The 14,109-nt window shown below is 29.6% G+C and carries 12 protein-coding genes, 3 tRNA genes, 1 pseudogene and 1 other annotated feature; of the genes and pseudogenes, 5 read left to right on the top strand and 11 right to left on the bottom strand.

What is annotated here, in order from left to right; genetic code table 11:
- Window positions 1-12: 12 nt before the first annotated feature.
- Window positions 13-1,101, bottom strand: a complete 1,089-nt coding sequence (locus Q5O29_RS05935; protein ID WP_022212056.1) for an anti-sigma factor domain-containing protein — start codon at window positions 1,099-1,101, stop codon at window positions 13-15.
- A gap of 12 nt (window positions 1,102-1,113) precedes the next feature.
- Window positions 1,114-1,716 (bottom strand): class D sortase, encoded by a 603-nt coding sequence (locus Q5O29_RS05930; protein ID WP_022212055.1) that lies wholly within the window; start codon window positions 1,714-1,716, stop codon window positions 1,114-1,116.
- A gap of 124 nt (window positions 1,717-1,840) precedes the next feature.
- Between Q5O29_RS05930 and Q5O29_RS05925 the strand changes: the two genes are divergently transcribed.
- A complete protein-coding gene (locus Q5O29_RS05925; RefSeq protein WP_022212054.1) occupies window positions 1,841-2,029 on the top strand; it encodes a hypothetical protein in 189 nt (62 codons plus the stop codon).
- 63 nt (window positions 2,030-2,092) lie between these two features.
- A complete protein-coding gene (gene ispF, locus Q5O29_RS05920; RefSeq protein ID WP_022212053.1) occupies window positions 2,093-2,572 on the top strand; it encodes a 2-C-methyl-D-erythritol 2,4-cyclodiphosphate synthase in 480 nt (159 codons plus the stop codon).
- 215 nt (window positions 2,573-2,787) lie between these two features.
- Here ispF and Q5O29_RS05915 read toward each other — a convergent pair.
- Together Q5O29_RS05915 and Q5O29_RS05910 are read right to left on the bottom strand one after the other, a co-directional pair.
- Window positions 2,788-2,863 (bottom strand) — tRNA-Lys (locus Q5O29_RS05915).
- 51 nt (window positions 2,864-2,914) lie between these two features.
- Complete coding sequence (locus tag Q5O29_RS05910; protein ID WP_022212052.1) at window positions 2,915-3,589, bottom strand: hypothetical protein; 675 nt, start codon at window positions 3,587-3,589, stop codon at window positions 2,915-2,917.
- A gap of 184 nt (window positions 3,590-3,773) precedes the next feature.
- On the opposite strand from Q5O29_RS05910, the gene Q5O29_RS05905 reads away from it, so the two are divergent.
- Window positions 3,774-4,178, top strand: coding sequence for an HNH endonuclease signature motif containing protein (locus tag Q5O29_RS05905; RefSeq protein WP_022212051.1), 405 nt, complete (start codon window positions 3,774-3,776; stop codon window positions 4,176-4,178).
- A 79-nt stretch (window positions 4,179-4,257) separates the two neighbouring features.
- On the opposite strand, the gene Q5O29_RS05900 is transcribed toward Q5O29_RS05905, so the two are convergent.
- From Q5O29_RS05900 to Q5O29_RS05890, 3 genes are all read right to left on the bottom strand, one after another.
- On the bottom strand, window positions 4,258-7,287 hold the full coding sequence (locus Q5O29_RS05900; protein WP_022212050.1) for a glycoside hydrolase family 2 TIM barrel-domain containing protein: 3,030 nt from the start codon (window positions 7,285-7,287) through the stop codon (window positions 4,258-4,260).
- A gap of 281 nt (window positions 7,288-7,568) precedes the next feature.
- A tRNA-Gly gene (locus Q5O29_RS05895) sits at window positions 7,569-7,644 on the bottom strand.
- Between the two features lie 5 nt (window positions 7,645-7,649).
- Window positions 7,650-7,734: transfer RNA gene (locus Q5O29_RS05890), tRNA-Leu, on the bottom strand.
- Between the two features lie 106 nt (window positions 7,735-7,840).
- Window positions 7,841-8,056: a binding site (T-box leader), on the top strand.
- A gap of 65 nt (window positions 8,057-8,121) precedes the next feature.
- On the opposite strand from Q5O29_RS05890, the gene thrS reads away from it, so the two are divergent.
- Window positions 8,122-10,053, top strand: a complete 1,932-nt coding sequence (gene thrS / locus Q5O29_RS05885) for a threonine--tRNA ligase (protein ID WP_022212049.1) — start codon at window positions 8,122-8,124, stop codon at window positions 10,051-10,053.
- Window positions 10,054-10,157: 104 nt separating this feature from the next.
- Here thrS and Q5O29_RS05880 read toward each other — a convergent pair.
- The 3 genes and pseudogenes from Q5O29_RS05880 to Q5O29_RS05870 form a co-directional block, all read right to left on the bottom strand.
- Window positions 10,158-10,569: pseudogene (locus tag Q5O29_RS05880) on the bottom strand (HAD family hydrolase).
- Between the two features lie 181 nt (window positions 10,570-10,750).
- The gene (locus Q5O29_RS05875; protein ID WP_022212047.1) at window positions 10,751-11,323 is read right to left on the bottom strand and encodes a 5-formyltetrahydrofolate cyclo-ligase; all 573 of its coding nucleotides are present in this window, start codon (window positions 11,321-11,323) and stop codon (window positions 10,751-10,753) included.
- A gap of 284 nt (window positions 11,324-11,607) precedes the next feature.
- Complete coding sequence (locus tag Q5O29_RS05870) at window positions 11,608-11,940, bottom strand: DUF1540 domain-containing protein (RefSeq protein WP_022212046.1); 333 nt, start codon at window positions 11,938-11,940, stop codon at window positions 11,608-11,610.
- 186 nt (window positions 11,941-12,126) lie between these two features.
- Between Q5O29_RS05870 and Q5O29_RS05865 the strand changes: the two genes are divergently transcribed.
- Window positions 12,127-13,791: a glutamine--tRNA ligase/YqeY domain fusion protein gene (locus tag Q5O29_RS05865; RefSeq protein ID WP_022212045.1), complete on the top strand. Its 1,665-nt coding sequence runs from the start codon at window positions 12,127-12,129 to the stop codon at window positions 13,789-13,791.
- A gap of 8 nt (window positions 13,792-13,799) precedes the next feature.
- On the opposite strand, the gene Q5O29_RS05860 is transcribed toward Q5O29_RS05865, so the two are convergent.
- The gene (locus Q5O29_RS05860; protein WP_022212044.1) at window positions 13,800-13,964 is read right to left on the bottom strand and encodes a hypothetical protein; all 165 of its coding nucleotides are present in this window, start codon (window positions 13,962-13,964) and stop codon (window positions 13,800-13,802) included.
- Window positions 13,965-14,109: the final 145 nt, after the last annotated feature.

Here is a 14,109-nt window from a genome sequence, read left to right as displayed (position 1 = left end):
CATTAGTTGCTATTATTTTAAGTTTGACTCATACCCTGCATTATTAAACTTCACATTAATTCCTTCTTCTGAGATATACTGGCTTGTATCACTTAAAACTCCATGTTTAATGGCATTTCCTGTTACAGTAATCAATACCTGTCCTTTGCTTATCTGTTCCTCTTCATTACAATACTTTATTAACTTATAAATAGCAGTATCCACATCTCTATCCTGCACTTCTACTTTTTCTAATATGCTTCTTACATTGCTTACATTAGATTTACTTCTAACTACCCTGTTAAAAACATTGACTTCTAATGTTATCTGCTCATCAGCTTCAAATATGATAGTGGTCACTCCCTTAAAATATTTATATGTCCCTATAGATAATCCACATATTGTAAATAATATTAAGATAACTATATAAAACTTTATATTTTTAAACTTCTTTTTTATATTTACGCTTACTTCCTCACCTATATTTTCGTTATCTATTTTTGATTTAATGAATTCTCCACTAGATGTAAGGATAATTGCCTTTTCTTTTCTTTTATATAAAATAACACCTTTTACCTTTTCTGAATTATCTTCTAACAATGATGGCTCTTCTGACTCTTCATTAGAATATTCATCATTTTCATCCTCTTTATCTTTAGAATTAAAATTATCTATATTATTAAAGCTTATTACATTATTATCTATTTTCTCTTCAACATCTTCTTTCTTTTGAATTATCTTTAAATAATCTGCAATATATTTATAATTATAATCCCCTAATATTAAAGAATATACTATTATATAATCGCGCCATTTTTGTAAAAATTGTCTTGACTTAAGAACACCTTTACTTATTTTGTTAATGGGAAGTTCTTTTTTTTCATAAAACTCATTGTATATTTCTGCAGTTTCAGAAATATACATTGCTATATTTAAAAGATCATTTCTCAAATCAAAGCTAACTTCTTCCTCTGCCAGATCTCTTAATATTACGTCATAATCCTCTAATTCTCTAATAAACTTTTCTACCTGATTCTTTCTTTCTTCAACTATTTCCTTGCCAACTAATACTAAAGCTGGAGCTAAAGAAAAGCTATATTTGCCCTTTTTATATTCACTCATTTTTTCCACCTTTTATAAGTCTTCTGTTGATTGTAATGTTCCCTTCACAATAACTCTTTGCTTTGCTCCCACTGTACATGTAATTAATGTGATAGTGGCATTTTCTGTAGCATCTAAAACTTCTATTTGATCTGGATTTACAATATAGTTTTCTTCTATTACATACGTATATTTTTTATCGTGTGTTTTAACTATAATTTTATCCCCTGCTGAAACTTTATATAAATTTATAAATGCATCTGTATAATCAGATACCCTATGTCCTGCAATAGCAAAATTACCTACTTGTCCAGGCGCTGCCGAATCTGGAAAATGTCCTAAAAAATATTTTAATACATCATCACTAATTCCTTCTACTAATGCTTGTGATAAATTAATACTTGGTATTTCAACCATTGCTATTGGCTTATATCCATTTACCATATCTAAATTTACTGATTCACTAGACTCAGTAGATTCTCCTGTAGAAGTACCTTCAGAAAAACCATTTTCAAACAATTTTACTATTTTTTTTTGTTTGTTAAGTGTTATAATTTTCTTATAGGCAACATCACCAATTATTACCACACCAATAATGATTAGTAAGATACCTATTATTCTTCTAAACTTATCCATATAGACCTCCCATTACCTGTTTATATTTTGTTACATATATAAATTTTATTACATATATTATATCATAAAGGGTTTTAAAAATGATTACTTATCATAAGATAATAATATAGAGGGGTGTGGTTTTATGAAAAGAGGTAAAAAAAATGTTATATATGTTGATTTCACTTTTACAAAGAAAAAAATTAAATCAAAAACTCTAATGATTTTATATAAAATAACATTTTCATTAGTTAAAATTTTACCATTACCTAAGTATAATAAGAGTAGTAAACGTTTAAATAATACTGCCAAAAGAAAAACATCAAATTATTAATTAAAGTCCCATTACTATTTATAAATTAATATATTTGTTTTATAATTTATACGAGGTGATAAAATGAGAATAGGAATGGGATATGATGTCCATAAATTAGTTGAAAATAGAGATCTTATTTTGGGTGGAGTTAAAATACCTTATTCCCTTGGATTATTAGGTCATTCAGATGCAGATGTATTGCTTCATGCTATCATGGATTCTTTATTAGGTGCTGCTGCTTTAGGTGATATAGGAAAACACTTTCCTGATAGTGATGATAGATATAAGGGAATTTCAAGTATTGAACTATTAAAATATGTAGGCTCATTATTAAAAGAAAATGATTGGCTTATCGAAAATATAGATTCTACTATAATTGCACAAAAGCCAAAGATGGCTCCACATATAGAAAATATGCGAAAAAATATATCAGAAGCTTTAAACATAGATATTGGTCAAATTAATGTAAAGGCAACAACTGAAGAAGGTTTAGGCTTTACCGGTGAAGGTAAAGGAATTTCTTCTCAAAGTATCTGCCTACTTACAAAAAAGAGTAGCTAGATTATTTAGCTGCTCTTTTCCTATTGTAATAGTATTATAACTTATACACCATACATATCCCCAGCTATTATCGATAATCCTATATAAGATATTAAAAATATCAATAATGGTAGTAATGCACTTATGCTTACCTTCTTCATTTGTTCGTCCACTTAATTATTTTATTATTTGTATTAAAAATAAAAACGTTGTGAAATTTAATCACAACGTTTTTATGGTGCGCCATCACGGGTTCGAACCGGGGACACCCTGATTAAGAGTCAGGTGCTCTACCAACTGAGCTAATAGCGCTTATCGTTTACAATAAAATTATAGCACTTTGGAATTTTACTGTCAACAATACTATATAACTTCTGTTAAATATTTCAATAGAATTTTTTTGAAAGCTTCTCCCGTTATCTTATCTTTATCTGCTGTACTACAAATTATTCTCCAGTCTTCTATATTCTTGCTAGTATTTCGCTCAAACTCCTCTACAGAACTACTCATATAACTAGAGTTTATTACAAACTCACAAAGCTCTTCTGGTGTATTAAATATCTTTAAATATAAAAATTCTGTGCTATCACCATACCATGCTTTATTAAAATCTCTAACAAATTTCTTAAGCTCTAATAATATCTTATTTCTAGGTAGTGACCATAACTTCTTAACTCTATCTACTTGTTTTTTCATTTCAATAGCTTCTTCTCTAGTAATCCTATCTCTTCTTTCTCCATCTTTAATTATTTCTTCCACAGGCTTTATAGGAATATAGGAAACCACATCTTTTCTACCATTTATCCATATATAAAAAGCTTCTTGTAAAAATGAATATTGTATATATCCAAGAAGAGCCATCTCATCTGGAAAATAACTCCATATATTTTTTAATCCATTAAATTTTGAAAAAATTAACGTGTGTATATATAGGCTTTTTTCTGTTGGAAGTTCATCCATGAACATATGCCCTCTAATAGTTTTATTTTCACTTATAAGGCTTTCCCAATACTTAAAAGAATCGTATTTATTCTTCATATCTATCACCTTTCTTTCAAAAATTAATATAATATACTATAAACTATATTTACCACTTCTACTATAATTATAACCGTTTTTTAATTAAATGTAAAAATCTTATAAAAATCCTAATTAATTTCTGAATTGAATGTTATTATGTTTCGTAATATAATTAATTTATATAGATAAAGGGGGCAACAGTTTGTATAAGTGTAGTATTTGTGGAGAAAAAGCTGATGTGCATCATATTGTTTATAGAAGTGAGGGTGGGTTTGATATAGAGCTCAACTATAAGTATCTTTGTGCTCTTCATCATCGTGGAAAATGCGGTCCTCATCAAAACAAAATGATTGATTTGCAATACAAGCTCGAATTACAACAAAAACTATACGAAATCTTACCAAAAAAGTACTACTGGCCTAAAGAATTGTCAATTATACTAGGAATCCATAATGGAGCTCTTAAACGATTATTAAAGGACTTAAAACTATATAAGGAAGGCTTTAAAAAGGATGATATAATTTGGAAACTAATGGGCTGTAGATTATATAACTACGAAGCCTTAGATGAATTAGCCTTGGACTTGTTAGAATTAGACTTTATTTAAAATGCTATTATATAATATATCTATAAAAAGAGGAAGTTTTCAAACTTCCTCTTTTTATAGCATCCATATACATTAATATTTATGCTCTTGAAATATTTACTGTAAAACTAATATCCTTATTTGATGGTATTAAATATCTGCTATGAACTGGTGCACCCCAACTATCATCGCCTCCAACACCCATTTGTTTTGCTAATATACGCACCCAAGTATAATTAACTCTTGGAAGTTCTTCTTTATGAAGAGCATTCTCCAACTCATATGCACTGTAAGGAAGTACGCTAAATTCAAAAGGTTCTTTTTCATAACTAAAGCATAATCCCTTATTTTCCTTATTAACCACCTTTACAAATCTAGTATTAGTTCTATTTCCACATTCTTGTGGAACAAGATAATTAGACATATTTTCTACTGCATTACTTGTAAATAAGCCTAATCTAGCTCCTTTATTACGGTCTATATAGTTTTCTTCTGGTCCAAAACCAAAGTATTCAAATCTATTTAAATCCTTCTTTAATTTAAAATCCATTCCGTAAACCGGTAGCTCTGGAAGACCATTTACTCCTTGATAAGTTCCTTGAATTCTAATAGTTCCATCACCAGTGACTGTATATTCAATGATATTCTTTGTAGGCACAACAGTTGGAACATCATAAGTATAAGTTAAGATAATCTTATACTCTTCTTCTTTTAAATGGAAACTACTAGGTCTTTGCATCATTCCTGCTGTAAGCCATGTAGCACATCTGAAATCATGTCTATTTCCTCTATCATTATCAGTTGTTGCTCTCCAGAAAGAAGTCTTAGGAACTCTAGTGATATATTCAATCCCATCATAACAAAGAGAGATTATTCCCCCTTCTTGCTTAGAGAACATAGCTGTGAATCCTTCACCTTTAATACCTATATTTACATCACCATGAACCACTTGGACTTTATAATTCTTCAAAAGATCTTCTTTATTGTTTTCTCTTGCTATTTCCTTTACGGCTTGTCCGAAAGTAACTTCAAAGCCTTTTTCTGCCCATAATGTATCTTCTGATAATCTCATAGATATATTATAAGTGTAATTTCCTTCTTCTTTAAATTGAGGATAATCAATTGGCACATATAACTCTTCTCCTGCTTTTACAGAAGGTTTGATAGTTGTCTCAAAAATTTTAATTCCTTCATGTTCTACATAACATACAAAATCATATGCATCTGTAGATATAAATAAATTATCATTTTTAATACTTACTCCTTTGCTATCAGCTACAAGCTTTACATTAGCATAAAGATATTTTACTTCTTGTGCCTTTGGTGATGCCTTTCTATCAGCATATACTATTCCATTGGTACAGAAACAATAATCTGTAGCTCTATCATCAAAATCTCCTCCATAAGCAAAGATTTTTTCCCCATCTTCATTAGCTTTTTCCACAGATTGATCTATATAATCCCAAATAAATCCGCCTTGATACATTTCATACTTCTCTTCAAGTTCTGTATATAAGTGCATTCCTCCACATGAATTACCCATGGCATGCATATATTCACAGCTTATATATGGTTTTTGTGGATTATTATTTAAGTATTCTTCAATATCTAAAGGTTTTGCATACATTCTGCTTTCCATATCACTTATTTCATTAAAATCTCTATTCCAAAATACGCCTTCATAATGAACTATTCTTGTATCATCATTTTCGTGAAAATACTCAGTCATTTTCAAAATATTTTCTCCAGCATATGATTCATTACCACATGACCATATTAATATAGATGGGTGATTTTTATCTCTTTGCAGCATAGATGCAGCTCTATCTATAACAACTTCTTTCCATTCTGGCAAGCTTCCTGGAATATTCCACTCTGGATCACAAGCTCCCATCTTTTGCCATGAACCATGACTTTCAAGGTTTGCTTCATCAATTAAATAAACTCCATACTCATCACAAAGATCATACCATAAACTTTGATTAGGATAATGAGATGTTCTTACAGCATTAATATTATGTTGTTTCATGAATTTTATATCCCATAGCATGTCTTCTTTAGTAATAGCACGACCTCTCTGATAATTAAATTCGTGTCTATTTACACCTTTGAAAACAATTCTCTTACCATTTAGCTTCATGACTTTATCCACTAATTCAAATTTACGGAATCCAATTCTTTGAGGTATTATTTCAATTAACTTATCCTCTCTATCTCTTACTTCTACATATAATGTATATAAATATGGATCTTCTGCACTCCATTTATATACGTTTTCAATAATTGCATCAAAATAAATTTCTTTATTAAAGTCTTCCTTTCCACTGCTATATACTATTTCTCCAAGCCTATCTTTAAGAGCTACTTCTACAGTACATTCTTCATAGCCTTCTAATTTAAGAGCTACACTTAAGATTCCATCACTATAATTTCTATCTAAATTTGCCTTAACAAACATATCCTTTACATGAGTTTTCGGTACTGCATAAATATATACATCTCTAAATATTCCTGAAAATCTCCAGAAATCTTGATCCTCTAACCAACTAGCACTACTTCTTTTATATACTTCCACCGCTAGCTTATTTTCTCCGCTCTTTAAGAAATCCGTAATATCAAATTCTGATGGCGTAAATGTATCCTCACTATATCCTACAAATTTACCATTTAACCAAAGATAAAATGCTGTTTCTACACCTTGGAATGAAATAAAAGTTCTTTTACCCTTTAATTCTTCCTTTATTTCAAAATTCTTCACATAGCTTCCTACTGGATTATACTCTTCTGAAACAAATGGAGGACGTAAGAATTCTTGTCCATCCCATGGATACATTGTATTAATATATTGACACTTATCATAACCTTGCATTTGAATATGCCCTGGTACATTTATTTCATCAAAATTATCACAATTAAAATCCTCTTTATAAAAATCAGCAATTCTTTCATGAGGATTTACTGCATAACTAAATTTCCATTTTCCGTTTAAACTTTGTCTTAATGGCATGCTATATCCTAATTTTAAGTCTTCTTTTTTTTCATAGAAAAGATGATCTGAATGAGCATCTATTCTATTAACTCTAAAAACCTCTGGATCATTAAGCCATTTTAATGTTGCTTCATTTATCATTTATAAATTCCTCCTCTTAAACACCTTTGTATACATTTTCATTATATCATTTGTTTACTTATTTTTTTAGTATTTTTTTTCAAAAAAAATGCGTAAACCTATTTCTAGGCTTACGCATTCCTACTACGCAAATTTATTATATATACATATATCTTTTATTCTTACATAGTTTATTTTATTACAATCCATTAATTTTTGCCAATACTTTTTTATTATTTATGCCATAAAAATTAACTCACTTATGAATTCAATTCCAAATTATCAATTTTCAATTATAAAAATGGAGCGGTAAACGGGACTCGAACCCGCAACGTCCACCTTGGGAAGGTGACACTCTGCCAATTGAGTCATTACCGCTTAAATGGTGCAGGTGAAGGGAGTCGAACCCTTACACCGATTGGCGCTAGATCCTAAGTCTAGTGCGTCTGCCAATTCCGCCACACCTGCTTGATATTTTAATTTTACTATTTTTTGTAAATTAATGCAATATTTATTTTAACAAATTTTCAATATTGACATAATTTAATTTGATACATATAATAATCTTAAATATAAAAATACTATGATGAGAAGAGTAAACTAAAGGTATATTTCCAGAGATAATCTGCAATAGCTGGAAGCAGATTTAAATGAAATTAGTTGAAAACTAACTCGGAGTGACTCTAATCCAGTCCGTTTGTCATCACGTTACGATGATTCTTAAGTGGCCTATTATTTTAGGCAATTAAGGGTGGAACCACGGGAATATATATATGCTCTCGTCCCTTTTCTATACGAAAAGAGACGATGAGCTTTTTTTATTTTAAAAAATACATAATGAAAGGACGAAAAAAGATGATTAAAATAACTTTAAAAGATGGATCAGTTAGAGAAGTTGCTAAAGGTTCATCAATCTTAGATGTTGCTAAATCAATCAGTGAAGGTTTAGCTAGAAATGCACAATGTGGAAAAGTAAATGGAGAGGTTAAAGATTTAAGAACTATTTTAAATGAAGACTGTACTCTTGAAATTTGCACATTTGATAGCAAGGAAGGAAAAGATGCTGTAAGACACAGTGTTTCTCACGTATTAGCTGCTGCTGTTAAGAGATTATTCCCAGAAGCTAAAATAGCTATTGGACCATCAATTGAAAATGGATTCTATTATGACTTCGATACTGAAAAAGCTTTTTCAGCTGAAGACTTAGTTAAAATAGAAGATGAAATGAGAAAAATAATCAAGGAAAATCCTGCTATAGAAAGATTTGAACTTCCAAGAAACGAAGCTTTAGAACTTATGAAGGATGAGCCTTACAAAGTTGAATTAATCAACGACTTAGCTGAAGATGAAATAATATCATTCTACAAAATAGGTGATTTTACAGATCTTTGTGCTGGTCCTCACGTAATGTCATTAAAGAATATAAAAGCTATTAAATTACTTAGAAGTGCTGGTGCTTACTGGAAAGGTGACGAAAAGAATAAGATGCTTTCTAGAATTTACGGTACTGCATTCTTAAAGAAAGCTGATTTAGATGCTCACTTAGAAGCATTAGAAGAAGCTAAAAAAAGAGATCACAACAAATTAGGTAGAGAACTTGGAATCTTCACAACTGACGAAAAGGTTGGTCAAGGTTTACCACTATTCATGCCTAAGGGAGCTAAGATATTCCAAACTCTTCAAAGATGGATTGAAGATGAAGAAGAAAGAAGAGGCTATGTTTTAACTAAGACTCCTTTCATGTCTAAAAATGATTTATTTAAAGCTTCAGGACACTGGGATCACTATAAAGATGGAATGTTTGTTTTAGGTGACGAAATACAAGATACTGAAGTTATGGCATTAAGACCAATGACTTGTCCATTCCAATTTACAGTATACAATGCAGAACAACACAGCTACAGAGACCTTCCAATCAGATATGCTGAAACTTCTACTCTATTTAGAAAAGAAGCTTCAGGAGAAATGCATGGTCTTATAAGAGTAAGACAATTTACATTATCTGAAGGACATATAATCTGTACTCCTGAGCAATTAGAATCAGAATTTAAAGAAGTTATTGATTTAATTAACTATGTTATGAGTACTTTAGGAATTGATGGAGATATATCTTACAGATTCTCTAAATGGGACCCAAGCAACACTGAAAAGTACATCAATAACCCAGAAGCTTGGGAAGCTACTCAAAACCAAATGAGAACTATATTAGATCACTTAAATATAGATTATGTTGAAGCTGAAGGTGAAGCTGCATTCTATGGACCAAAGCTTGATATCCAATTCAAGAACGTTCACGGTAAAGAAGATACTATCATCACAGTTCAAATTGACTTTGCTTTAGGTGAAAGATTAGGAATGTCTTACATTGATAAAGATGGTAACAAGAAAACACCATTCGTTATTCATAGATCATCAATTGGCTGCTATGAAAGAACTATTGCTATGCTTATAGAAAAATATGCTGGTGCGTTCCCAACTTGGTTAGCTCCAGTTCAAGTTAAGGTATTACCTTTATCAGATAAGTACAATGACTACACTGCTAAAGTTGTAAGTGAATTAAGAAACAATGGAATCAGAGTTGAAGCTGACTACAGAACTGAAAAAATTGGTTATAAAATTAGAGAAGCTAGACTTGAAAGAGTTCCTTACATCTTCGTTGTAGGTGAAAAAGAGGAAGCTAACAACGAAGTTGCTGTAAGAAGCAGGAAGAACGGAGAAGAAGGTCCAATAGCTTTAAATACTATTGTTGCTAGAATATCTGATGAAATAGCTAAAAAAGAACGTTAATTTTAAACTTAATAATACATTTAATGCAACAAAAGTAGAGTTTCAATAACTTTAAATTATATAAAGGATGAGATTCAATATATCTGTATCTCATCCTTTAGGTTTTATTTTAATAATTCTCTAAGCTGAAATAATGATTTAATTTCATATGTAGGCTTAATATTTGTGTTATTAATATATTCATTTGGATTATACCAACATGTATCAATCCCTGCATTTATACCACCTTGTATATCTGAAGTAAGGCTATCCCCCACCATTAATACTTTTTTCTTATCATGATAATTTATCTGCTAATCTTCTAAATCTTTCTACCTTAAGCTTTTCCTGAGTTATAAGTCCCTCTTCAAATTCTCGCCAAATCTTTTTATTAATTTCATGATATATTTTAAAATGATAATTTTCATCATATTCTATTCCAATATCAATCATTGCTTTTCTAAAAGCTTCTCTCTCTGACTTTTTAAAGTCAAACAAAGTCTCATCTGCATCAAATAATATTACTTCATACTTCATTTCTTTACCTCCAGTATTTTCTTACTTTATTATTTCACCATAATAATTTATAATACTTTCTTCTTATAGAATAAAAAAAGGGGCTATTGCACTAAATAATTAGTGCACAGCTCATTTTTGTTAAAAAAATAAATCGAAAGTTTTATCAATTGAAACTTACTCAATTATACATATATAGAATTTATTCACAATATTTTTTTATAATTTTTTTTGTATTTATTATAAAATCAACTTTTATATCATGAAAATCACTTTCTATCCTTTCCAAAATCTGCTCTTCATAAGCTAAAGCTACCTTTTTTGCTTTAAAAATATTTTTTTCTAAATATTTATCGTAGTATCCACCACCATAACCTATTCTATTTCCATTTTTATCAAACGCCACTCCTGGCATTACAATTATATCAAAATCATTGGCTATTTTATCTTTATCCACATTTATAGGCTCTAATATTCCATAGTTGTTCACACTTAATTCAGTAATACTGTGGATTTTTACAGCTATCATTTCTTTTTTCTTCATATCTATTTTAGGTACATATATATTTTTCTTATCAATTATTGCTTTCTTAATAATTTCATGAGTATTTACTTCAGAACCAAAACTTACATATATAAATATATCTTTAGCTTTTTTGTATAAATCACTATTTATAAAAAGATTATATATAAGCTTATCCTTTAAGATTCTTTTTTCATTACTCATATTATTTCTCATATTTAATATTTCTTTTCTTACTAACTTTTTTTCCATATTTACCCTCTCATTTTATGCAAATAAAATTACATTCAATAATTACCATATCCTTTTCTCTATAAGCAATCCAGTTAGTGCTTGTCCTACCCTTCCAAAACTATTAGTCAAATATTCGTACTCAATATCCCTAAATATATAATTATATCAATTAAACCATGAATATAGCTACGCTAATTCAACTACTAATAATTCATTTAGAATTTAACTAGGTTTTATATTAGCTATAAACCTACTTAGTCAACGAAGTGTTTAATTAGCGTAGCATTAACTTCTAAAATAATTTAGAATTTTGGAACAAAGGTGTTGCACTCTGTCTTAGAAACAGATGAAACTGGGCCTCCAGCTATACTTATTGACTCTGCTCCGCACATTCCTAGCTCATTGTATACACAATTTACAGCTTCACAATTAACTGGCATAGCAGCCTTTGGTTCTTCTGCACTATTTAAAAATTCCTTTGTTTTTTCAATAAAGCTTTCACAACATGTAGTTTCACTTACAAAAGCTTGACTTCCACCTACTTGTATACCATCTTTACAACAAAGACTATTCTTATTATGACCACAAGTAGTAACATTACACATTAAATTTGGCATAAAATCACTCCTATTCATTACTAAATTCCACCTATTTATTTTTACAATTTCTTTCTTTATTTATACATAAATCAGTCTTTTAATGTTTTTCTTTATTTTTTCTGTATATTAGATTAAAATTATTATTAATAGTAAACTATGTTAATAGGGTAAATTTATATATTTTTACTTAATTAATAAATAAACTTTGAGCGAGGTAAAACAATGTCAAATGAAATTAATTCTTCTAATTTTATAAGAAATATAATCATTAATGACTTAGAGAGTGGAAAACATAATGAGATAATCACTCGTTTCCCACCAGAGCCAAATGGTTATTTACATATAGGTCATGCAAAATCTATATTATTAAACTTTGGTTTAGCTGAAGAATTCCATGGTAAAACACATTTAAGATTTGATGATACTAACCCTGTAAAGGAAGATACAGAATATGTTGAATCTATTAAAGAAGATGTTAAATGGTTAGGTGGAAATTGGGATGCTTTATTCTTTGCATCTGATTACTTTGATACTATGTATGAAAAAGCTGTTCTTTTAATTAAGAAAGGATTAGCTTATGTATGTGATCTTACTCCAGAAGAAGCAAAAGCATATAGAGGATCATTAACTGAACCTGGTAAAGAAAGCCCATATAGAAATAGATCAATTGAAGAAAACCTAGATTTATTCGAAAGAATGAAAAATGGTGAATTCAAAGATGGAGAAAAAGTTCTTAGAGCTAAAATAGATATGGCTTCTCCAAACCTTAATATGAGAGATCCAATAATCTATAGAATTGCACATGCAACTCACCATAATACAGGAGACAAATGGTGTATCTACCCAATGTATGACTTTGCTCATCCATTAGAAGATGCTATAGAAGGAATTACTCACTCTATTTGTACGTTAGAATTTGAAGATCATAGACCTCTTTATGACTGGGTTGTAAGAGAATGTGAAATGGAATGTGTTCCTAGACAAATTGAATTTGCTAGATTAAACATGACCAACACAGTTATGAGTAAAAGAAAGCTTAAGCAATTAGTAGATGAAGGTGTTGTTGATGGCTGGGATGATCCAAGAATGCCTACTATTTCTGGTCTTAGAAGAAGAGGATGTACTCCTGAAGCTTTAAGAAACTTCTGCTCAGCTATAGGTGTTGCTAAAGCAAACTCAACAGTTGATTCTCAAATGCTTGATTACTTTGTAAGAGAAGACTTACAAATGAAAGCACCAAATGCTATGGCTATCCTAAATCCTTTAAAATTAGTTATCACTAACTATCCTGAAGGACAAACTGAAATGCTAGAAGTAAGCAATAATGCAAAAGATGAATCTTTTGGTAAAAGATTAGTTCCTTTCTCAAGAGAATTATACATTGAACAAGAAGATTTCATGGAAGTTCCAATAAAAAAATACTTTAGATTATTCCCAGGAAATGAAGTTAGATTAATTGGTGCATATTTTGTTAAATGTACTGATGTAATCAAAGATGAAAATGGTAATGTAATTGAAGTTCATTGTACTTACGATCCAGAAACTAAGAGTGGTTCAGGATTTACAGGCAGAAAAGTAAAAGGAACTATCCACTGGGTAGATGCTAAAAATGCTGTTCCTGCTGAATTTAGATTATATGAACCATTAATCTTAGATGCTGCAGAAGAAAATGAAGGAAAACACTTCTTAGAACAAATAAATCCTCATTCAATAGAAATATTAGACGGATTTATTGAGCCAATAGCTATTAAGAATGCTAAACCTCAAGATAAGTTCCAAATGGTAAGAAACGGTTTCTTTAATGTTGATCCTAAATATACTACAGCTGAAAAGTTAGTTTTCAATAGAATAGTATCTTTAAAATCTTCTTTTAAACTTAATAAATAAGTGGAGAATTATCTCCACTTATTTTCTATATTTATTCTATCTTCATAAAAACCATAATCATCACTATAATCATTTAAAAAATTTGTATCACAATCTATGTCCCAATTATTTGCTCGTATATTATTAAGCTTCAATAATGCACTTTTCTTTATGCCTTTCTTTTCATTAGTCATCTTTCTTATTCTTCTCCTTTCTAATTTTTAGTTATATATAGTTTTAGTTTTTCTACTATTTTTATTCATTTAAAAAATGAGCTACATGAAGCTTTTCTTTCCAATAATAGTTTATTGGTTGAAAACTTCACATAACTCACTTATA

It is taken from the genome of Clostridium sp. CAG:265 (genome assembly GCF_000436575.1).
Classification (GTDB): domain Bacteria; phylum Bacillota; class Clostridia; order Clostridiales; family Clostridiaceae; genus Clostridium; species Clostridium lentum.
This window is presented reverse-complemented; position numbering and strand designations above follow the sequence as displayed.